General features: G+C 71.4%; 18 protein-coding genes. 11 read left to right on the forward strand and 7 right to left on the reverse strand.

Going from position 1 to position 19,927, the window contains the following annotated elements:
* Window positions 1–16: 16 nt before the first annotated feature.
* Genes EBO35_RS05240 through EBO35_RS05255 form a run of 5 tightly spaced genes read left to right on the forward strand, consistent with a single transcriptional unit; the run spans window position 17 to window position 4,763 of the window.
* Window positions 17–1,060, forward strand: a complete 1,044-nt coding sequence (locus EBO35_RS05240; protein ID WP_122816786.1) for an ABC transporter substrate-binding protein — start codon at window positions 17–19, stop codon at window positions 1,058–1,060.
* On the forward strand, window positions 1,057–2,091 hold the full coding sequence (locus tag EBO35_RS05245) for a nitrilase-related carbon-nitrogen hydrolase (protein WP_206422679.1): 1,035 nt from the start codon (window positions 1,057–1,059) through the stop codon (window positions 2,089–2,091). The genes EBO35_RS05240 and EBO35_RS05245 overlap by 4 nt, the downstream gene beginning before the upstream one ends.
* A 19-nt stretch (window positions 2,092–2,110) precedes the next feature.
* A complete protein-coding gene (locus EBO35_RS19350) occupies window positions 2,111–2,581 on the forward strand; it encodes a DUF3598 family protein (protein ID WP_164477816.1) in 471 nt (156 codons plus the stop codon).
* A gap of 5 nt (window positions 2,582–2,586) precedes the next feature.
* Window positions 2,587–3,345: an SDR family oxidoreductase gene (locus tag EBO35_RS05250; protein ID WP_164477817.1), complete on the forward strand. Its 759-nt coding sequence runs from the start codon at window positions 2,587–2,589 to the stop codon at window positions 3,343–3,345.
* A complete protein-coding gene (locus EBO35_RS05255) occupies window positions 3,342–4,763 on the forward strand; it encodes an aldehyde dehydrogenase family protein (protein ID WP_263457652.1) in 1,422 nt (473 codons plus the stop codon). Before EBO35_RS05250 ends, EBO35_RS05255 begins: the two co-directional genes overlap by 4 nt.
* Window positions 4,764–4,793: 30 nt before the next feature.
* Here the strand turns inward: EBO35_RS05255 and EBO35_RS05260 are convergent, their stop codons facing one another.
* The gene (locus tag EBO35_RS05260) at window positions 4,794–5,540 is read right to left on the reverse strand and encodes an SDR family oxidoreductase (protein WP_122816789.1); all 747 of its coding nucleotides are present in this window, start codon (window positions 5,538–5,540) and stop codon (window positions 4,794–4,796) included.
* 104 nt (window positions 5,541–5,644) lie between these two features.
* On the opposite strand from EBO35_RS05260, the gene EBO35_RS20150 reads away from it, so the two are divergent.
* Both EBO35_RS20150 and EBO35_RS05270 read left to right on the forward strand, forming a co-directional pair.
* Window positions 5,645–6,490 carry a LysR family transcriptional regulator gene (locus tag EBO35_RS20150; RefSeq protein WP_122816790.1) on the forward strand — a complete coding sequence of 282 codons (846 nt, stop codon included), beginning with the start codon at window positions 5,645–5,647 and terminating at the stop codon, window positions 6,488–6,490.
* Window positions 6,487–7,344: an RCC1 domain-containing protein gene (locus tag EBO35_RS05270; protein ID WP_241153872.1), complete on the forward strand. Its 858-nt coding sequence runs from the start codon at window positions 6,487–6,489 to the stop codon at window positions 7,342–7,344. The genes EBO35_RS20150 and EBO35_RS05270 overlap by 4 nt, the downstream gene beginning before the upstream one ends.
* A 36-nt stretch (window positions 7,345–7,380) precedes the next feature.
* Here EBO35_RS05270 and EBO35_RS05275 read toward each other — a convergent pair whose 3' ends face one another.
* The gene (locus EBO35_RS05275) at window positions 7,381–8,643 is read right to left on the reverse strand and encodes an HNH endonuclease signature motif containing protein (RefSeq protein ID WP_122816791.1); all 1,263 of its coding nucleotides are present in this window, start codon (window positions 8,641–8,643) and stop codon (window positions 7,381–7,383) included.
* Window positions 8,644–9,285: 642 nt separating this feature from the next.
* Between EBO35_RS05275 and EBO35_RS05280 the strand changes: the two genes are divergently transcribed.
* Window positions 9,286–10,686 (forward strand): amidohydrolase family protein, encoded by a 1,401-nt coding sequence (locus tag EBO35_RS05280; RefSeq protein ID WP_122816792.1) that lies wholly within the window; start codon window positions 9,286–9,288, stop codon window positions 10,684–10,686.
* 67 nt (window positions 10,687–10,753) lie between these two features.
* Here the strand turns inward: EBO35_RS05280 and EBO35_RS05285 are convergent, their stop codons facing one another.
* The 3 genes from EBO35_RS05285 to EBO35_RS05295 all read right to left on the reverse strand — a co-directional run bounded on the left by EBO35_RS05285 (window position 10,754) and on the right by EBO35_RS05295 (window position 14,189).
* Window positions 10,754–12,307: an ABC transporter substrate-binding protein gene (locus EBO35_RS05285; RefSeq protein WP_122816793.1), complete on the reverse strand. Its 1,554-nt coding sequence runs from the start codon at window positions 12,305–12,307 to the stop codon at window positions 10,754–10,756.
* 185 nt (window positions 12,308–12,492) lie between these two features.
* Window positions 12,493–13,785: an RNA polymerase sigma factor gene (locus tag EBO35_RS05290; protein WP_122819337.1), complete on the reverse strand. Its 1,293-nt coding sequence runs from the start codon at window positions 13,783–13,785 to the stop codon at window positions 12,493–12,495.
* A gap of 41 nt (window positions 13,786–13,826) precedes the next feature.
* Window positions 13,827–14,189: a YciI family protein gene (locus EBO35_RS05295; protein ID WP_241153873.1), complete on the reverse strand. Its 363-nt coding sequence runs from the start codon at window positions 14,187–14,189 to the stop codon at window positions 13,827–13,829.
* Window positions 14,190–14,423: 234 nt separating this feature from the next.
* Between EBO35_RS05295 and EBO35_RS05300 the strand changes: the two genes are divergently transcribed.
* Window positions 14,424–15,281, forward strand: coding sequence for a YihY/virulence factor BrkB family protein (locus tag EBO35_RS05300; RefSeq protein ID WP_206422680.1), 858 nt, complete (start codon window positions 14,424–14,426; stop codon window positions 15,279–15,281).
* 91 nt (window positions 15,282–15,372) lie between these two features.
* Here the strand turns inward: EBO35_RS05300 and EBO35_RS05305 are convergent, their stop codons facing one another.
* Both EBO35_RS05305 and EBO35_RS05310 read right to left on the reverse strand, forming a co-directional pair.
* Window positions 15,373–16,104, reverse strand: coding sequence for a hypothetical protein (locus EBO35_RS05305; RefSeq protein WP_122816795.1), 732 nt, complete (start codon window positions 16,102–16,104; stop codon window positions 15,373–15,375).
* An 89-nt stretch (window positions 16,105–16,193) separates the two neighbouring features.
* Window positions 16,194–17,720, reverse strand: a complete 1,527-nt coding sequence (locus EBO35_RS05310; protein WP_122816796.1) for a class I adenylate-forming enzyme family protein — start codon at window positions 17,718–17,720, stop codon at window positions 16,194–16,196.
* A gap of 289 nt (window positions 17,721–18,009) precedes the next feature.
* Between EBO35_RS05310 and EBO35_RS05315 the strand changes: the two genes are divergently transcribed.
* Window positions 18,010–18,816: an IclR family transcriptional regulator gene (locus EBO35_RS05315; protein ID WP_122816797.1), complete on the forward strand. Its 807-nt coding sequence runs from the start codon at window positions 18,010–18,012 to the stop codon at window positions 18,814–18,816.
* 110 nt (window positions 18,817–18,926) lie between these two features.
* Window positions 18,927–19,874 (forward strand): hypothetical protein, encoded by a 948-nt coding sequence (locus tag EBO35_RS05320; RefSeq protein ID WP_122816798.1) that lies wholly within the window; start codon window positions 18,927–18,929, stop codon window positions 19,872–19,874.
* Window positions 19,875–19,927: the final 53 nt, after the last annotated feature.

The raw sequence follows: 19,927 nt of genomic DNA on the forward strand, positions 1-19,927 counted from the left end.
AGCACAGGAGAACCCGATGAACCAGAACGGACTGAGCCGCCGCAGCGTCCTCTCGTGGGCCGCCGGCCTCGGGATCGCGGTCCCCGCCGCCTCGCTGCTGAGCGCCTGCGGCGGCGACGACGGCAGCGGCGGCTCGGGCGTGCGGCGCACGTACCAGACCGCGCTCGGCTACAACGTCGGGAACTGCCCGGAGATGGTGGCCCGGGAGGCGGGGTTCTTCAAGGACCTCGGGGTCGACTGCGAGGTGATCTCCTCGACCGGTACGCCGCAGGCGATGTCCGGCCTGATCGCCGGGTCGACCGCCTACACCCGGTTCCAGTCGATCAGCGCGCTGATCACGATCGCTAACGAGGACGCGCCGTTCGTCGCGATCGGCATGCCGGTCCAGCGCACGGCGTTCGAGCTGCAGTCCATGGCCGAGTCCCCGGTCAAGGAGATCGGCGACCTCGAGGGCAAGGCCGTCGGCGTGGTCTCGGCCGGCGGCACCACCGACCAGCTCATCGACCTGATGGCCGTGCAGGCGGGGGTCGACCCGAAGTCGATCGAGCGCAAGGTCACCGGCCTGGGCACGTCCGCCTACCAGTTCGCCGAGAAGGGCGACGTCGCTGCCTGGGTGGGCAGCGCCGCCGAGCGCGAGGCGCTCGAGGAGGCCGGCAGCAGCGTGCACGCCTGGAACTTCGACGACGTGATGCCGGTCCCGGCCGACACCTACCTCACCAGCCGCGAGGAGCTCGAGAAGCACCGCGACGTCGTGGTCAAGGTGCTGGCCGGGTTCCATCAGGCCCTGGAGTACGTCTGCGACGAGTCCAACGACAAGCAGACGATCGAGTGGGTGCGCAAGTACAACCGCGAGATCACCCCCGAGGACGCCCAGGTGCAGCTCGACCTGGTCCGTCCGCTGTACCTCGCCCGCGGCGAGGACCAGCTGATGCAGCTGCACCCCCAGGAGTGGGAGCAGATGCAGACCGCGCTGCTTGGCGCGAAGCTGATCACCAAGGAGGCCGACCTCTCCCAGGTCGTCTACCCCGACCTCCTCGCCGAGGCCAAGGCCCTCCTGTGAGCCCGGTGGCCCCGCCGCGCTACCGCGCCCTGGCCCTGCAGACCGCCTGCCACGCGATCAACGGCTGCCCCGACACCGCCTCGGCGCGCTCGGCGATGCTCGCGGCCGTGGACCGGATCCACGCGGAGGTGCTGACCTCGCGCGCCACCGCCGGCCAGGACGTGAAGCTCGTGGTGCTGCCCGAGTACGTCCTGTCCGGCCCGCCGGCGGGGGAGCCCCTCCCGGTCTGGGCCGAGCGCGCCGCGCTGGACCCCGACGGCCCGGAGTACCGGCGGCTGGCGGAGATCGCCCAGGACGCGGGCGTCTTCCTCGCGGTCAACAACTACGAGTCCGACGAGCACTTCCCGGGCGTGTACTTCCAGGCCTGCGTGATCTTCGGGCCCACCGGCCAGGTGCTGCTGCGCTACCGGCGGCTGAACTCGATGTGGGCGGTCACCCCGCACGACGTCCTGGACCGCTACCTGGAGATCTACGGCGAGGACGCGCTGTTCCCGGTGGCCGACACCGAGATCGGCCGGCTGGCGCCGATCGCCTCCGAGGAGATCCTCTACCCCGAGATCGCGCGCTGCTTCGCGATGCGGGGCGCGGAGGTCTTCGTGCACAGCTCCTCGGAGGTCGCCAGCGCGCTGATGACGCCGAAGAACGTGGCGAAGCTGGCCCGCGCGCTCGAGAACAGCGCGTACGTCGTGTCCGCCAACACCGCCGGGCTCTACGGCACCGCGCTGCCTCCGCAGTCCGGCGACGGCAGCAGCAAGATCGTCGACCACCGCGGCCTGGTGCTGGCCGAGGCGGCCCAGGGCCCCTCGATGGCCGCGAACGCGGAGATCGACCTCGCCTCGCTGCGCGCGTTCCGGCGCCGGGTGGCGATGGAGAACGTGCTGGCCCGCCAGCGCTTCGAGCTCTACGCCCCGACGTACGCCGGCACCAGCGTGCACCCGGCCAACACCGTCGACGGGGTCCCGGACCGCGCGCACTTCCGCAGCACCCAGGAGAGCGTCATCCGCGGCCTCGAGGCCCGCGGCATCATCTGAGCCCACGAGGAGTCCGCACATGAGCACGACGATCAACGAGATCCTGCGCGAGAAGGTCGCCGGGGTCTGGGCCGGGACCTACACGGTGCTCCAGCCCGACGGCACGCTCCTCGAGCGGTTCGACAGCCGCCAGGAGGGCCGGATGGAGGGCACCACCTGGACCGAGCGGGTCACCTACCTGCGCGAGGGGCAGGAGCCCTACGAGCACTACTACCACGCGACCGTCGACGGCGACTCGGTGAACTTCCACAACTCCAACATGTGGGGTGAGACCAGCCGGGTCGGCGCGGAGGCGGTGATCTTCTCGTTCGGCTGGAAGGACCGGCCCGAGGAGCGGATCATCGAGGTCACCCGCCCCGATGGCGACTACCGGACCCGGGTCTGGCAGCACTTCGTCGGCGGCGAGCTGGCGAAGCTGACGATCATCGAGGAGCGCCGCGTCCCCGGCGCCGAGGCGGTCCGCTGGGACCCCGAGCAGAACCCGGTCTGAGTCCGGTGGCACCTACGGTCCTGGTCACCGGCGGCGGCACCGGCCTCGGCGCCGCCACCGCCCGGCTGCTCGCCTCCCGCGGGTACGACGTGCACGTGGCCGGCCGCACCGCCGCGACGCTGGAGACGGTCGTCGCGGGCGTGGTCGGCGCGGGCGGCCGCGCCCACGCCCACCTGCTCGACGTCCGCGACGCGGAGGCGTGCGCGCAGGTGGTCGCGGACGTGGTGGCCGGCTCCGGGCGGCTCGACGTGCTGGTCAACAACGCCGGCGTCTTCCGGCGCGGCACCGCCACGACGGTGACCGCCGAGGACTGGGACCAGACCCTGGGCGTCAACCTCACCGGTGCCCTGCACGCGGCCCAGGCGGCGGTGCGGCAGATGTGCCGGCAGTCGCCGCAGGACGGGTGCCGGGGGCAGGTGCTCAACATCAACTCCGGGGCCGGACTGCGCGGCTACGAGCAGGGCGCGGCGTACTCCGCGTCGAAGTTCGGGCTGCTCGGGCTCTCCGACGCGCTGCGCCAGGAGGTCGGCCCGTCCTTGGTCAAGGTCACCGACGTCGTGGTGGCCACCGCTGTCGAGAGCGTGCTGTCCGGGCGGACCGACCTGCGCCGGCTCCCGGCGGACGCCGTGGCCCGGGTGGTCGCCGACGTCCTGGCCATGCCGGGAGCGGCGACGATCAGCCGCGTCGACCTCACCCAGCTCGAGCCGGAGCCCGCCCCGGAGCCCGAGCCCGAGCCCGCCCCGGAGCGGGTCGGTCGGGCCTGACCCGTCGGCGGGGCCCGACCGGGTGCCCGCCCCAGCAGAGAACGCGAAACGCGAAGAGGAGCAGGACAGTGGAGCACGAGATCGTCACCGCGGTGAGCGACGTACGCGCGCGGGTCGCCGACTGGGTGGCGCGCGGGATCGAGGGGCGCATCGAGGTCCTCGCGCAGTGGGCCGAGGAGCTGCGGGCCCGTCGGTCGGAGCTGCGGGCGGGCCTGGTGGCGGACACCGGCCGGATCGCGCTCTCGGACATGGAGATCGACTCGGTCCTGGCCTCGATCGAGCGCCAGTCGGGATGGGCCCGCGACCTGCTCGGCGGACCGGCGAGCCGGCCCAGCACCGACGGCAGCGTGCTGATCACCGACGCCCCGGTGCCGCTCGGCGTGGTCGGGGTGATCTCGCCGTGGAACTTCCCGCTCCAGCTGGCCCTCATCGACGCGGTCCCGGCCCTGCTCGCCGGCTGCCCGGTCGTGGTCAAGCCCAGCGAGGTCACCCCGGGCTTCGTGCCCGCGCTGCAGGCGAGCATCGCCGCGGTCCCGGCGCTCGCCGAGGTGCTGGTGGTCGTGGAGGGCGGGCCCGAGGCCGGCCGCGAGCTGGTCTCGCAGGTCGACGCGGTCTGCTTCACCGGCAGCGTGCGCACCGGCCAGGCTGTGGCGGTCGCCGCCGCGGAGGCGTTCGTGCCGTCGTTCCTCGAGCTGGGCGGCAAGGACGCCGCGATCGTCGCCGCGGACGCCGACCTCGACATCGCCAGCTCCGCGATCCTGTGGGGCTCGACCGCGAACACCGGTCAGTCGTGCATGTCGCTGGAGCGGGTGTACGCCGAGCGCTCGGTCGCCGAGGAGCTCGTCGAGCTGATCGTCCGCAAGGCCGCCGCGGTCCGGCTGGCCGTGCCGACGCCCGCCGACGGCGAGATGGGCCCGTTCATCGACGCCCGACAGGCAGCGGTCGTCGCGGAGCACGTCCGCGACGCGGTGGAGCGCGGTGCGGTCGTGCGCCACGGCGGGGAGGTCGAGGAGCACGGCGGGCGGCCCTACCTGCGCCCGACCGTGCTCTCGGGTGTCGACCACACGATGACCGTGATGACCGAGGAGACCTTCGGCCCGGTGATCCCGGTGATGGCCGTCGACGACCTCGACCAGGCGGTCGAGCTCGCCAACGACACCCGCTACGGGCTCTCCGGCGCGGTCTTCGGCAGCCGCGAGGTCGCCGAGGCCGTCGCCGCCCGCCTGGAGGCGGGCGGCGTCAGCATCAACGACGTGTGCCTGACCGGGCTGGTGCCGGAGGGGGAGAAGCAGGCGTTCAAGCTCTCCGGCCTCGGCCCGAGCCGGATGGGGCCGGCCTCGGTGCGGCGGTTCCTGCGCCAGCGGGTGCTGCTCACCCGCGAGGAGCCGAAGCTCCAGCCGTGGTGGTACCAGGCCTGAGCGGCGGCGCCGCGCCTCGCCTCACCGACCTCACCAGGGCTGGATGCCCTCGTCGTCGCGGAACGTCCCGGTCGGTCCGCCGTCGGGCAGCGTCGCGAGCTCCAGGAAGATCGCGGCGCCCTGCTCGGGCGTGCGGTGGCCCTGGAAGCCGTTGAGGTCGGTGGCGACGTAGCCGGGGCAGCCCGCGTTGACCAGGATGCCGGTGCCGGCGAGCTCCTTGGCGTACTGGATCGTGACCGCGTTGAGGTAGGACTTGGTCGGCGAGTACGCCGCCGAGATCGGGCCGACGGCACCGGCCTGCGCGGTCTGCAGCGTGAGCGAGCCGACAGTGCTCGAGACGTTGACGATGCGCGGCGACCTCGCGCGGCGCAGCATCGGCAGCACCGCGTTGGTCAGCCGGATGACGCCGATGACGTTGGTGTCGACGACCGCGAGCACCTGCTCGGGGCTGACCCGGGTGGGCTCCTGCGGCATCCCGCCGGTGATGCCGGCGTTGTTGACGAGCACGTCGAGTCCGCCCTCCGCCTCGAGCTGGGCGGCTGCGGCGGCGACGCTGGCGTCGTCGGTCACGTCGAGCGGGACGCCGAACACGTCGAGTCCCTCCGCCCGGAGCTTGGCCACGGCCTCCTCGCGTCGGCCCGCGTCGCGAGCGCCGAGGCCGACGCGGAACCCGAGGCGGGCGAGGCCCGCGGCGATCTCGTAGCCGATGCCCTTGTTGGCGCCGGTGACCAGCGCGGTCTTCGTGTCGTTCGTGGTCTGGGTGCTGTTCTCTGGCATGCCTCGATCCTGGGCGCCACGCGCCGGGCGGGTCCAAGACCGATCGGGTGCCGGCCGATACCGACCAGGTATCGCCCCAGGTGGGCCGGGGTAACGTCCACCAGGTGGAGACCCGGGAGCTGCGCTACTTCCTCGCCGTCGCCGAGGAGGCGCACGTCGGCCGGGCCGCCGAGCGCCTCGGGATGGCCCAGCCGCCGCTGTCGCGCGCGATCGCCCGGCTCGAGCGGCGCCTCGGCGCCGACCTGTTCGTGCGTACGCCGCGCGGGGTGACGCTCACCAGCGCTGGCGAGACCCTGGTGCGCGAGGGGCGCGCGGCGCTCTCCGCGGTCGAGGCGGCGGAGCGGCGTACCCGCCGCACCGCCGCGGCCGGCGCCCGAGCCCCCGTCGTGCTCACCGCCAAGGCGGGCGCGTCGAGCGAGCTGATGGCCAAGCTGCTCGACGCCTACGCCGCCGAGCCCGATGCGGTCGACATCGAGGTCGTGCTGAGCCCGCCGCGCCACCAGGCTCCGATGCTGCGCGACGGGCGCGCCGACGTCGCGATCCTGCACCGGCCGTTCGACGACACGAGCGGGTTCGACGTGGACCCGCTGATGGTCGAGGACCAGATGCTGATCCTGCCCGCCGGTCATCCGGCGAGCACCCGGACCTCGATGTCCGTGGCCGAGGCCGGCTCGATCCCGGACCTGCCACTGCCGCGGTGGCCGCATCTGGATGGCAGCTACCCCGACGGGCCGGGCCCCGAGCTCCGCGACCTGACCCAGGTCCTGCAGCTGGTGCGCCTGGGCCGCACCGCGATCGTGCTGCCCGAGTCGGTGCGAGCCAACCTGCGCGACGGGCTGGCCGTCGTACCGCTCGTGGACGCGCCGCAGGTGACGACAGTCATCGCCTGGCCCCCGCACAGCACGTCGCCCGGCGTGGCCGGCCTGGTGCGCACGGCGGCGCGTCTGTGAGCAGTCCCGTCATCGCCGCCGGCCGGCGGCACTCGCTCGGGCTGCGCAGCGACGGCACTGTCGTCGCGGCCGGGAAGGGTACGGCGGGGGAGTGTCGCGTCACCGACTGGGCCGACTGGGCAGGTGTGGTGGCGGTGGCGGCGGGCAACGTGCACGCGGCGCCGAACACCGGACGCTCCCACAGCGTCGGGCTGCGGCGCGACGGCACCGTGGTGGCGACGGGCTGGAACGGCGACGGGCAGTGCGACGTCACCGGATGGCGGGAGGTGACAGCTGTCGCCGCGGGCTGGCGCCGCACCCTGGGTCTGGGTGCCGACGGCTCCGTGCGCGCGGTGGGACGGCGCGGTGACGGAGCGTGCGACGTGAGCGGGTGGCGGGAGGTCGTCGCGCTGGCGTGCGGGGACTGGCACTCGGTGGGCCTCCGGGCGGACGGGACCGCCGTCGCCGTGGGGAACGGCCGCCGTGGACAGTGTGCAGTCGATGCGTGGCGTGACGTGAGCGCCATCGCGGCGGGCTACCTGCACACGGTCGCCCTGACGAGGAGCGGACGGGTCCTCGCGGCCGGAGATCGATCGACCGGAGCCTGTGACGTCGGTGCCTGGCGCGACGTCGTGGCCGTGTCCGCCGGCAGCTCCCACACCGTCGCCGTCACCACCGCCGGCCGCGTCCTGGCAGCGGGCAGCAACGAGCACGGTCAGTGCGACGTGGCCCGCTGGCGCGACGTGGTCGCGGTGGTGGCCGGGGCCACCCACACGCTAGGGCTGCGGGCGGATGGGTCGGTGCTGGCCACGGGAGGCAACGAGCACGGTCAGTGCGACGTGGCCGGATGGCCTGCGATCCGGGTGCCCGGCTAGGGGTTGGTGCGGGTCTGCCCGGGTCTGCTGGTCGGACTAGCACCTTCGGTGGAAGGCGATCTTCCCGCCGGGCAGGGGCCGGGTCTCGTAGGCCGGGTCGTGGGCTCGGGCGTGGTGTTTCGGGCAGAGCAGGCGGCCGTTGGTCAGGCTCGTGTCGCCGGCGAGGTGCCAGGGGATGACGTGGTGGCCGTGACATAGGCCGGGTGGCCAGTCGCAGCCCTCGGCGGTGCAGCCCCCGTCTCGTAGGCCCATCGCGATGCGCTGGGCCTTGGTGAACAGCCGCCGGGTGCGGCCCACGTCGAGGGGCTGACCGGCGCCGTCGAGGACGGCGGGGATGATCCCGGCCTGACAGGCCAGGCGCCTCGCCTCGCTGGCGGAGATGGTCTCGCCGGTGCTCAGGTGCGCGGCGCGGAGTCCGCCGACCAGCGACTCCATCTCCATCGTGACCACGATGGTGGCGGCGACGCCGCCGGCGTCGGGGAGCCGGTCGGTCGGGTAGCGCTCGAGGTACTCGCAGAAGGCCTGACCCATCCGCTCCGGACCCGGTCGCCGCTCACCGGACCCAGCTCCGTTCACGGCCTGCTGGTGCTTCGGGGCAGCGATCGCCAGCAGCGCGGTGCGGAGCATGGCTGCATGGTGGGTGGGGATCGTGAACCGGCCGTGGGTCTTGCCGTGGCCGTCATCCGACATCGTCAACCTCGCTGCGGCCCGGGCGGCGGCCTCCTCGCGCTCGAGCCGGGCGGCCTCGACGGCGTCGGCGTGCTCGGGGGCGATGACCTCGATCAGCCGCTTGCCCAGTCTGCGTAGCGCGATGGCGTCGTGGTGGCGGGCCTGCCCGAGGAGGAACTCCTCGGCCCGTAGCTGGGTGTCCTCGTCGACGTACTCCGCAGGAAGGTCGTCGACCGCGTCCACGATCACCTGCGCCTGGTCGAGGTGAACCCGGCCCGCGGCCAAGGCCTCCCGGACGGGGTCGTGCCGCGGGGTGTCCAACGCCCGGGCCAGCCGCATCAACCGGTGCGTCTCCTGGCGGGTCAACCGCGCCTCATGAGCCCACCAGTTCGCGGTGCTCGTCGCCCCGACCGCCGCACCCACGTCGACGGTGTGGGCGTGGGCCGCGACCCGCATCCGCAGCTCCTGGAGCCGGGCGATCTCGGACGTCAGCTCCAGCAGCGCGGCACCGGCCTCGGTCGCGTCCAGCGACCACACCGGCGCATCGACCACCTGGTCGAGGGCCTCGTGCACGCACGCCACCGCCCGGGCCACCGGATGCCCCGATCGGGGTGCGAACGCTGCCGTCATGTGACCTACTACACCACCGACCACCGACAGTTCAGTTCGACTGTTCCCGCAGGTCAGACCACCTGTGGAGAACTGTCGACGCCGTGCCAGGCGCTCTGGCGGCCGCTGGTGAACGGAGTCATCTTGGCGTGCATCAGCGATCCGGCGTCAGCTGCCGAGCCTCCCGCTGGCCTCGTCCCAGTTCATGGTGGCGGTGAACGCCCAGCCGCTGACCCGGCCACCGCCGGGCTTCTCGTTCACCGCCAGGCAGTCGTACGTCGTCGTGAGCCCGGAGCCCGAAAGAGATTGGTTCCCGTCCGTTGACGCCGCTGCTCATGGGCCCTAGGTTCGCATTGGAACGTTATTCCACTGTGTGGGACGCCCGAGGACGCGTGCTGGACCCTGCCGCCGGGCATGTCCCGGCTTTGGAGTGATGTCTTCGTGTCGGCCGACACGGACTGAGGCGCGGGCAGTCGGTCTGGCGCCGCGTACCGGCACCAAGCGGACCTGCCGCGGGGGCCCACCTACGCACTTCGGTGCGGATGGGAGACGAACGATGACCAAGTCCACTCAGCGCTCGCTATTCGGAGGGGCCTGGCTGATGCTCGACGCACCCTGGATGCGCGGCTGCGGCGCAGCCGCCCACTACCGACGGAGGGTGTCGTGAGGCCCGCGGACCTGGTGCTGACCGGCGGCACCGTGGTCACGATGGATGCAGCGCGGCGCGTCTATCAGGACGGATACGTTGCCATCACGAACGGCCGGGTGGTCGGGGTGGGCGCTGCGCGTGACTGCGACTTCCAAGCCGCCGTGACTCGGCAGCTGTCCGACTCTGCGGTGCTGCCTGGCCTGGTCAATGGCCACACCCACCTGTCCAACGGCATCTCGCGGGGACTCTTCGACGAGTTGCCGCTCGCCGACTGGGTGGAGCGCGGCATGTGGCCTTCACTGCGAGCAAGTCGGGCGGATACGGCCTATGAGGGCGCCCGCGTCTCGCTCGCGGAGAACCTTCTCAACGGGGTCACCACCACTGTGGTCGGTGAGTTCGGGAGCCCGAACAAGGACAGTATCGAGGGTGTGCTCCGCGCCGTGACGGAGTCTCGGTCACGCAGTGTCGTTGCACGCATCTCGGTCGATTCGGCCGACGACCACGACCCGAGCCAGGCCACCGCGCCGGACGTCAGAGAGAGCATCGACGAGGCGTTGTCGGAGGTTCGTCGGCTCCGCGGCATCTTCGGCAGCGATCTGGTTGAGGTCGTTCCCGAGGCGCTCGGAGTGCTTCGCTGCACTCCGCAGATGGTCCGGGAGTTCACGGCGTTCGCCCGTGCTGAGGGCACCCGGATGACCATGCACGTGGCGAGTTCACCAGATGAGCGCGACGAGGCTCTGCGGCGGTTCGGGAAGGGCTCCATCGAGCGCCTTGCTGACTTGGATGCGCTTGGACCCCACCTCCTCATCGCCCACTGCGTGTGGCCGAACGAGAACGAGAGGAAGTTGCTCGCGGAGTCGCTCACGGGCGTCTCCCACAACCCGGTGGCCAATCTGATGTACGCCTCCGGCCTGGCCCCGCTCGCCGAGATGATCGACGCGGGCGTCCGGGTAGGGCTCGGAACGGACGGGGCGTCGACGAATAACGGTCAGAACATGTGGGAGGTGATGAAGAGCGCGATCTTCCTCCAGAAGTCGCGGTTCGGCGCGGCATGGGGCTCCGCGGAGCTGGCGTTGGAACTCGCGACGATCGGCGGCGCACGAGCGATCGGCCTGGATGAGCAGATCGGGTCGCTCGAGGTGGGGAAACGCGCCGACCTCGTGGTGGTTGATCTGCTTCGTCCGCATCTCGTGCCGCGGAGCACCTGGCCGTCGAACCTCGTCTACTCGGGAAACCCGGACGCCGTGCGCACGGTGCTGGTCGAGGGAGAGGTGCTCGTCGATGAAGGGCGGCTGACAATGTGGGATCACGAGGAAGTCGTCCGTGGCGGTGATGCAGCCGCTGAGCGTATGAACGTCGAGACCGGGCTCGCGCACTCCTACCATGGCCGCTCTCGATGGTCGTGGGACGACTGACGTCCACAGGCGTGCTAAACGGGACCACCGCAGCCAGCGGCTGCGGTGGTCCCGTCCCTTTTCGCGTTTAGTAGCCGGGCAAGAGCGTGTTGAACCACGCCAGGTTAGAAGGTCGATAGTCGCCGAGCTCCTTCGACCATGCCTGGCTGTTCTGTGAGACGACGATCTGGATGTTGCCCTGGATCTCGAGGTCCCGGTTCTGCACCGCGTGCCATGCCGCTTCCTGCTCCGCCGGGCCGGCCACCATCGCGGCGTTGAGCAGTTGGTCCAGACTCTCGTCCGCGAACGCGTTGAAGTTACTGGACGACGTGCTGTTGAGGCCGCCGTTGACATAGTCCGGGGCGAAGCCCGTCGAGATCGAGGACGGGCTGTTGTACAGAATCAGGTCGTAGTCACCGGACACCATTTTCGGGAAGAATGCCGCGACCTCCTCGGCGTCGACCGTCGCCTCTATGCCGAGCTCGGCGAGGTTCGCCTGGATGATCGTTGCGGCTTGGACGATGGCCGGCTGGTTGTAGGCGATGATATTGAACTTGCGGTCCAGGTCGACGCCAGAGGCGGCCAGGTGCTGCTTCGCCTTCTCAATGTTGGGTCGCTCCCCGAAGTGCGTTCCGAGTTCCTCATTGTGATATTGCGTGCCGAAGGTCAAATAGGTGCTGTTTGGGCGTCCGGCGCCGTGGAAGACCTGGTCGACGATCGCTGTGCGATCGATGGCCCAGGCCAGAGCGAGGCGGAAGGCTGGGTTGACCGTTGGGCGCCCCGCCTGCTGCGACGGCCAGGCGAACAACCGTGAGGTGTTGCCCTCGACCGTTTCGGCGCGCTGACCTCGACTGGTGACGAGATCGATCTGGTCCGCCGGCAGGTCCGGGACGATATGCGTCTCGCCATTGACAAGGCGGGCGATGCGGGAGGCGTTCTCGGGGACCACGGCGAGCTTGATGGTCTCGTACGGAGGGAGCTCGGAGTAGTAGTCGTCGTTCCGGGCGAGGCTGATCGATTCGCCGCGCTCGGTGGACTCCAACCGGTAAGGGCCGGATCCGTTACTCCGTCGCGCCCACGTCTCGTTGGGAACGTACTTCTCCTCGGAGGAGAGGATCGGAATCATTGCCAAACGCGAATCGAGATATGCGTAGGGCTTGGAGAGCTTCATCTCAACGGTCAGTTCGTCAGCGGCCTCCACTGAATCGATGAACGTCGTGGAGGAGAGCCAGACCGACCCGTTCTCTGGTTCGGCGGCCTCCGCGAAGGTGTGCACGACGTCCTCGGCTGTCAGCGCTGTGCCGTCGTGGAAGGTCACCCCTTCTCGAAGTCGCACCGTGAAGGTGAGGCCGTCGGCGCTCACCTCCGGCATCTCCGCGGCAAGGTCGGGAGCCAGGGACTGGTCCTCCTTCCAGCGCAGGATGGTGCTGTGCGTGAGCCGATAGACCTGCTCCGCTTCCGGGGTGTCGCGGTAGAGCGGGTCGAGCGAGTCAGGTGCGTTCAACGTGTCGATGACAAGGTCGCGGACGCTGTTGCCCGGCCCGGCGCCATCCTCGTCGCTTCCACTTGAGGAGCAGCCGGCGAGTGCCAAACAGGCAACGGCAGCGGTCGTGGTCAGGCGCCAATCTCTGGGTGCAGCCATGGGAGACCTTTCGACAGTGATCCACGTCACGCGGAACGGGGTTCCGCCGAAAGTACTCCGAATCGCGGGGTTTGTCGCCCATCGCGGAACGGACTTCCAGTGCGCGGGACACTGGGCAGTCCCTGGGCGACGGGAGCGCCGCCACGGTGCCTGCCCGAGGACGACGTCGGCACCAGGGGCGGGGCTCACCCCGACCCCGGCACCCGATCCAGGTTCCGCTGCGCCCGACGGTGCAGCAACGCACGCTCGCTCTCGTTCCTGGAGCGCGCGGCCGCCTCCGTGAACGACCGGCTCGCCTGCTCGTACTGCCCCGCCCGCTCGAGCAGGTCCCCGCGCACGCTCGGCACGAGGGGTGAGGCACCGAGCGCCTCGGCGTCCAGCGCCTCGAGCACGGCCAGCCCTGCGTCCGGGCCGAAGGCGCGGCCGTGCGCGACGGCGCGGTTCACCTCGACGACCGGTCCGGGCGCGGCGCCGGCCAGGACGTCGTACAGCGCCGCGATCCGGCGCCAGTCCGTGTCCTCGGCACGCCGGGCGCGGGCATGCTGAGCGGCGATCGAGGCCTGCAGGAAGTACTTGCCGACCGGCTTCCCGCGGGCGGCGAGCTGCTCGGCCCGTCGCAGCGCGGCGATCCCGCGCCCGATCAGCAACGGGTCCCAGCGGGTCCGGTCCTGTGCCTCCAGCAGCACCGGTGCACCGGACTCGTCGAGCCGGGCTGCCATCCGGGAGCCCTGGATCTCCAGCAGCGCCTGGAGCCCGAGCACCTCGGGCTCGTCGGGCGCGAGCGCGGCCAGCATGCGCGCGAGCCGCATCGCCTCGTTCGACAGGTCGGGACGCATCCAGTCCGTGCCGGTGGTGGCGGTGTAGCCCTCGTTGAATATCAGGTAGATCACGGCCATGACGTCGTCGAGGCGCCTGGTCCGCTCCGCCCCGGTGGGCAGCTCGAACTCGGCGCGCGCCTCGGACAGGGTCCTCTTGGCCCGCGAGATCCGCTGGCCCATGGCGGTCTCGGAGGCCAGGAACCCGCGGGCGATCTCGGCGGTGGTGAGCCCGCCGACGAGTCGAAGCGTCAGCGCCGCGCGGGTCTCGGCGCTCAGGGCGGGGTGGCAGGTCAGGAAGATCAGCCGCAGCACGTCGTCCTCGATGTGGTCGACCTGGGCGTCGAGATCGGCCATCGCAGCCTCCCCTCCCTGGCCGGCGTGCCCGAGCTCCGCGACCTTGCGGCGCAGGACGTCGGCGCGCCGGAAGTGATCGATGCCGCGCCGTTTCGCGGTGGTCATCAGCCACGCGCCCGGGTTCGCCGGTACGCCGGCCGCGGGCCACTGCTCGAGCGCGGCGACGAGGGCGTTCTGCGCCAGGTCCTCGGCGAGCTCCACGTCCCGCGTCATGCGGGTCAGAGCGCCGACGAGGCGGGCCGACTCGGCCCGCCACGCGGCGACGATGGCCTCGCCGGGGTCCTCTGAGCTGGTCGCTGCCGGCACGATGCCAGCGTAGTGAGTCCCGGTCGTCAGGAGGCCGGCGTTCACTCGCCCGGCGCGTCCGGAGCCTCCGAGATCTGGCGCAGGGTCGAGACCACGGTGACCTCGGGCCAGTGCTTCGCGTGCAGCTCGGCGAACTCCCGTTGGTCGGCCACGGCTTCCTCGAGGCTGTCGTACTGCAGGAGGGACCAGCCGCCGACGACCTCCTTGGCCTCGGCGTACGGTCCGTCGACCCGGCTGACGTCGCCCTGGCGGACCACGAAGTTCACGGCGTCCTCGGTGCCGTACAGGCCGCCGCCGTCGAGGAACACGCCGTTGGCGGCCCGTTCGCCGATGTAGGCGCCCATGGCGTCGAACAGCGCCTGCGGCGGCATGCCGATGCCCTCGGCCATCCTCACGAATCCCATGAAACGCGGCATCTTGATCACTCCTACTGGTTGCTGGGAGATGCTTCTCGCACAGACGTCGAACGGCCAGCCGGTTCTTCGACATCGACACCCGCCCCGCGGCGGCGAATGATGAGACCGGTGACGCGGAGCTCGGAGCAACGCACGGGCACCGGGGCCGACGATGCGGTCGCCCCGGCGCAGCTGTCGGCGCGGGACTGGCGACAGCTCCTACGTCGTGCCGCGGGTCATCTGATGGACGCGCGTCTTCCCTACCTCAGTGCCGGGGTCGCGTTCTTCGCGGTCCTGTCGGTGGCACCGGTGCTGGTGACCGCGCTCTCGGTCTACGGGGCCCTCAACACCCCGGGCCAGGCGCGCCGGCAGCTGTCGCAGATGGCACAGGTGCTGCCACCGCAGGTGCACGCGCTCGTCACCGACCAGCTGACCAGCATCACGACCGCCTCGACCGAGGTGCTCACGGTGCGCGGCCTGGTCGGGCTCGTGCTCGCGCTGTGGACCGCCACGACTGCCGTGGTGGCTCTCATCGACGCGTTGACGGTGGCCTACCACGAGACGGAGACCAGGGGCTTCCTCCGGCGTACCCTCCTGGGCCTGCTGTTCGTCTTCGGCGGCGCGCTCCTGCTGGGCGCGGTGATCGCCCTCGCCGGGGTGATCTCCCGAGCCACCGACGACGCTCCGGGCTACGTGCGAGCCGTGGTGGCGGTGGTCGCCTGGCCGGTGCTGGCAGTGCTGATGAGCACGATGCTGGCAGTCCTCTACCGGTTCGCCCCGGACCGCAGGAACCCGCAGTGGCGGTGGACGACGTGGGGAGCCACGGGTGCCACCGTGCTGTGGGCGGCCACCTCCGCAGCGCTGTTCGCGTACGTCCAGAACCTCGGCACCTACGGGACCACCTACGGCTCCCTGGCCGGCGTGGCGATCAGCATGTTCTGGCTCTGGCTCACCGTCCTGCTCGTCCTGTTCGGGGCAGCCGTCAACGGGGAGTCGGAGCGGCAGACCCTGCGCGACTCCACGACCGGTCCCGAGCGGCCGCAGGGCGAGCGCGGCGCGGTGGTCGCCGACAGCACGCCGTCCGACCTCCACCAACCCTGACCGGGCCCACGCCAAAACGGGTCGTGTGCCTGAGGTCGCGCTCCAGCGCGTTCTCAGGCACACGACCCGGTGGACGGTCGTACGGCGGACCTCAGCCGGCGAGCGTGCCCGGCTTGACGACGCCGAGGAAGGAGGCGATCAGGACCAGGACCCAGATCGCGTAGACCCACGGCACGGCGCGGCGCATCGAGCCGCCGATGGCAGCCTCGACCTCGGGGGTGGAGCCGTTGCTCATCAGCTTGCCGAAGGCGGGGCCGAACGGCTTGAGCGAGATCCGGATCATCACGCCGCAGAAGATGCACAGCGCGTACGCCGCGACCTTGCCCGCCAGCCACTTCGGGTTGGTGTCCACGCCGAACGGCTCGTCGGCGAAGAACGTGTACGCCGCGGCGACCAGCAGGGCGACGGTGATGCCGATCCGGACGACCCAGTCCGCCTTGGCGGCGAGGTCGGCGTGCTTGGCGGGGGAGCGGAAGAACGAGACCAGCATGATCGCCAGCCAGGCGAGGCCGCCGATCCAGGCCAGCGCGAGCAGCCAGCCGGAGAACACGTCCTTGCCGATCTCGCCGGCGGCCATCAGCGTCACACCGCTGGGCAGCATCAGGATCAGGCAGATCCGCGGCGCCAGGTCGACCATGTGCATGATCTTCATCGCCGTGGCCCGGCCCTGCGGCGAGACCTTCGGGTCGACGACGAACTTGCTGGAGTAGAAGACCCCGATGTCGCTGCCGAGCCAGTAGGTCAGCAGCAGGATGTGCAGAAGGATCGCGAAGCTGTGCAGGTCGAGTCCGACTGCTGGCTCCAGGGTGGCAGCGAGGTCCATGGGTCTCCGATCAGGAACGGGCAGGGGTGGGGCGCGTCCCGAGACGCGCGGTCAGCGAAGGGGCGGGCGAGCCCTCGGAGGGCGAGCCCTCAGAGGATCAGGTCGCGCTTGACGACCTTGCCCGCGGCGTTGCGGGGCAGGGCAGCGGTGGTCGACCAGCGGCGCGGGATCTTGAAGCCGGCGAGCCGGTCGCGGCAGTGCGCGTCCAGCGCGTCGGCGTCGAGCGTGGCGCCGTCGGCCAGGACGACCACCGCGGCGACCTCCTCGCCCCACTGCTCCGACGCGACGCCGATGACGGCGGCCTCGCTCACCGCGGGGTGCTCGGCGAGGACGTCCTCGATCTCGCGCGGGAAGACGTTGATGCCGCCGGAGACGATCATGTCGCTCTTGCGCCCGACGATGTGCAGGAAGCCGTCCGCGTCGAGCTCGACCAGGTCGCCGCAGGTCACGAAGCCGTCCTCGGTGGTGCAGGCGGCCGTGGCCTCGGCGTTCTTGAAGTAGCCGTTCATCAGGTACGGCGAGCGGCTGAACAGCTCGCCGGTGCCGCCCGGCCCGACCTCGGCGCCGGTCTCGTCGACGACGCGCACCTCGGTCATGAACCACGGGTGGCCGACGGAGCCGGGCCGCGTCGCGGCGTCCACGGGCCGCAGGTTCGTGATGATGCCGCTCTCGGTGGAGCCGTACAGCTCGTGCACGCCCACGTGGGGGAGGGCGCCCATCAGCCACTGCTTGAGGTCCCAGGGCAGGGCTGCGGCGTTGATGTAGATGGTGTCGAGGCTGGAGAGGTCGGTGGCCGCGATCGCGTCCTCGCCCAGTGCGCGCAGCATCTGCACGTGCGCGGGCACCAGGAAGACCGACTGGATCGCGTGCTGCGCGACCAGGTCCAGCATGGTGCGGGGCGACCACTTGTTCAGCATGACCACGGTGCCGCCGGTGAAGACCGGCGCGTAGCCGAACGCGAAGCCGGCGCCGTGGTACATCGGGGCGACCGCGAGCGAGGTCCGGCCGTTGCCCAGGCCCCACTCGGCCGCGGCCTGGTAGAAGGTCAGCGAGCGGGACCGGTGGCTGATCATCACGCCCTTGGGCTGGCCGGTGGTCCCCGAGGTGTAGGCGATGCAGAACGGGTCGGTCTCCGCGACCGGGCGACGCGGGTCGACCGGCGAGGCGGCGGCCAGCGCCTCGTCGTACGTCGGGAGCTCGGCGTGCTCGCCGAGCACGATGACCGGGAGGTCGGCGGCCCGCGCGGCCGGCGCGACGACGTCGACCAGGGCGGCGTCGACGAGCACCGCCCGGGCCTCGGAGTGCTCGAGGATGAAGCCGGCCTCCGCCGCGGTGTAGCGGGGGTTGACCGGCACCATGGTCATGCCGGCCATCGCGATCCCGCAGGCGATCTCGGGGTGCTCGAGGCGGTTGCCCAGGCCGACGGCCACGTGGGCGCCCGGCGCCAGCCCCAGGTCGAGCAGGACGTTCGCGACGCGGGCGGCGCGCTCGCCGAGCTCGGCGTAGGTCAGGGACCGGTCGCCGTCGACGACCGCGACCGCGGTCGGCGTGGCCCGGGCGAACTCCCGGACGCCGTTGGCGATGTTGAGCGGGGCACCGCCCGTGGCGAGTGGCATGGGACTCCTCTGCTTCGAATTCGAAACAGCGTTCCACAACGCGGGCCGAGCGTCCAGCGATCGCCACGGTACGGACGTCGATTCCCGATGGTGTCTGGTCAGCTTCCGGTGAAACGCCGGGGTGGATCCGCAATGTCTTGCACTGGGATCGAGAACATGGGAGAAACGTGTTTGCTGATTGTGGAACAGGCCGCGCCGGGTGACCGCGCTCGGCCTCCGCGGGCCCGTCGCCGAGGGTCGCAGATCCGCACGACGACCGAGACCCCCCACGCTCGCCGAGGAGTTCGCCATGCCGACGAGGCCCAAGCAGACCGAGACCGACGGTGGCGGCAGTGCCACCATCGCCACGGTAGAGAGGGCAGCCGACATCCTGCTGCACCTCGCCAACACCCGCGGCCCCGACTTCGGCATCACCGAGCTCTCCGAGGAGCTCGGCATGTCCAAGGCCGCGATCCACCGGGTCCTGGCCTCGCTGCGCGGGCGCGGCCTCGTCGACGTCGACGAGCGCACCCGGCGCTACTCGCTCGGCGTCGGCGCGCTGCGCCTGGGCCTCGCCTACCTGGACCGGATCGACGTACGCCGGATGGGCCGCCCGGCCCTGGAGCAGCTCTCCGCCCGCACCGGCGAGACCGCGACGCTCTCGGTGCTCCTCGGCGGCCGCGAGCGGATCTACGTCGACCAGGTCACCCCGGACCGCGAGGTGATCATGTCGGTCTCGCTCGGCGAGCCCTACCCGCTGCACGCCGGCGGGTCGGGCCGCGCGTTCCTGGCGTTCCTGCCCGACGAGCAGCTGGAGAAGTACGTCAGCGAGGCGCCGCTGGAGCCGCTGACCGCGAGCACGATCATCGACGTGGAGACCCTGCGCCGCAATCTCGCCGAGGTCCGGGCGCATGGCTGGGCGCGGTCCTCGGGGGAGCGGAAGAGCGGTGCGGCGTCGGTGGCGGCGCCGGTGCGCAGCCATGACGGCTATCCGATCGCCGTGGTCAGCGTGTGCGGCCCGGCCGAGCGCTTCTCCGCGGAGTTCGAGGGCTGCCGCGACGCCCTCCTCCACGCCGCCCGCACCCTGTCCCGCCAGTTCGGCTGGATCGACGACTGACCGACCCGAGATTTGTCCACAGTTCCTCTTGTGGAACGCTGTTCCTGTAGGTGAAACTACCGGGGAGCCGAGGTGCCGAGCGCTCGGCGCACCACAGGATCGAGGAAGCCATGACCCAGCGGCCTGCCGTGTACGGCCCGCTGATCTCGACCGGTGAGGTCGACGCGCACGTGCGCCTGCTGACCGAGGTGTTCGGCATGGCGGTGGTCGACCGGACAGCGCTCGACGCATCGGTCGCCTCGGACCTCTTCGGTGCCGGGATCGAGGCGGCGCAGCTGACGGTGCTGCAGACTCCCGGAGTCGCGTCGGGGGCGGTGCTGGTCAGCTTCGAGCCGGCCTCGGCCGAGACCGTGCGCAGCTACGAGACCCGCGTGGACCGCGACGCGCTCAAGGTCATCGACTTCTACGCCCCCGACTACGAGGGCGCGATCCGGCATGCCCGCTCGCTGGGCTACGAGGTCGTCGAGGCCCAGGCCGAGTACGAGCTGCCCGAGGGCGTGTTCCGGGAGGCGCACCTGTGGGCCCCGGACAACGTGGTGACGGCCTTCCTCGGCGGACCCGCGGAGTTCTTCGCGGACTTCGCCCAGGTCCTCGACCGCCGCACCAGCGAGGTGCAGAGCATCTCGGCGCCGCTCAGCGACGGCCAGGCGGCGGTGGACTACTACCGGGCCGTCTTCGGCTGGGACGTCGTCTACGAGTACGCGATCGACGACCCGAGCTTCGCCGAGCTGCTCGGCATCGACGAGCCGCTGCGGCTGCGCTCGCGCAACGTCGGGGCGAGCACCCGGGAGCCCTACGTGGGGCTCATCGACTACGGGCTCCCGCCCGAGGTCGGCGGGTCGCTGCTCGGACGGGCCGTCGCTCCGCGCCGGGGCCTGCTCGGCGTGGCGGTGAGCGTCGAGGACCTCGACGCCACCGTGGCCGCCGCGGCGGCAGCCGTCCCGGGCTCGGCGGGCCCGGTGTGCCCGGTTGCGCTGGCTCCGTTCGGAGGGGGGCGCGCCGCCGTGCTGACCCCGCCGCACGCCGTACCGCACCTGGTGCTGGAACGCCAGGGCTGATCCGCCGTCGGCGCTGCGGCGCCGGCGTGACAGGACCTCCGACACAGTCGTCG

This window comes from Nocardioides pantholopis (assembly GCF_003710085.1).
Lineage (GTDB): Bacteria > Actinomycetota > Actinomycetes > Propionibacteriales > Nocardioidaceae > Nocardioides > Nocardioides pantholopis.

What these genes read in the sequence shown, in the direction of transcription:
- EBO35_RS05240 (WP_122816786.1), top strand. Translation starts at nt 17, where the DNA reads ATGAACCAGAACGGACTGAGCCGCCGCAGCGTCCTCTCGTGGGCCGCC.
- EBO35_RS19350 (WP_164477816.1), top strand. Translation starts at nt 2,111, where the DNA reads ATGAGCACGACGATCAACGAGATCCTGCGCGAGAAGGTCGCCGGGGTC.
- EBO35_RS05260 (WP_122816789.1), bottom strand. Translation starts at nt 5,540, where the DNA reads ATGCCAGAGAACAGCACCCAGACCACGAACGACACGAAGACCGCGCTG.
- EBO35_RS05275 (WP_122816791.1), bottom strand. Translation starts at nt 8,643, where the DNA reads ATGACGGCAGCGTTCGCACCCCGATCGGGGCATCCGGTGGCCCGGGCG.
- EBO35_RS05285 (WP_122816793.1), bottom strand. Translation starts at nt 12,307, where the DNA reads ATGGCTGCACCCAGAGATTGGCGCCTGACCACGACCGCTGCCGTTGCC.
- EBO35_RS05295 (WP_241153873.1), bottom strand. Translation starts at nt 14,189, where the DNA reads ATGGGATTCGTGAGGATGGCCGAGGGCATCGGCATGCCGCCGCAGGCG.
- EBO35_RS05300 (WP_206422680.1), top strand. Translation starts at nt 14,424, where the DNA reads ATGGACGCGCGTCTTCCCTACCTCAGTGCCGGGGTCGCGTTCTTCGCG.
- EBO35_RS05305 (WP_122816795.1), bottom strand. Translation starts at nt 16,104, where the DNA reads ATGGACCTCGCTGCCACCCTGGAGCCAGCAGTCGGACTCGACCTGCAC.
- EBO35_RS05310 (WP_122816796.1), bottom strand. Translation starts at nt 17,720, where the DNA reads ATGCCACTCGCCACGGGCGGTGCCCCGCTCAACATCGCCAACGGCGTC.
- EBO35_RS05315 (WP_122816797.1), top strand. Translation starts at nt 18,010, where the DNA reads ATGCCGACGAGGCCCAAGCAGACCGAGACCGACGGTGGCGGCAGTGCC.
- EBO35_RS05320 (WP_122816798.1), top strand. Translation starts at nt 18,927, where the DNA reads ATGACCCAGCGGCCTGCCGTGTACGGCCCGCTGATCTCGACCGGTGAG.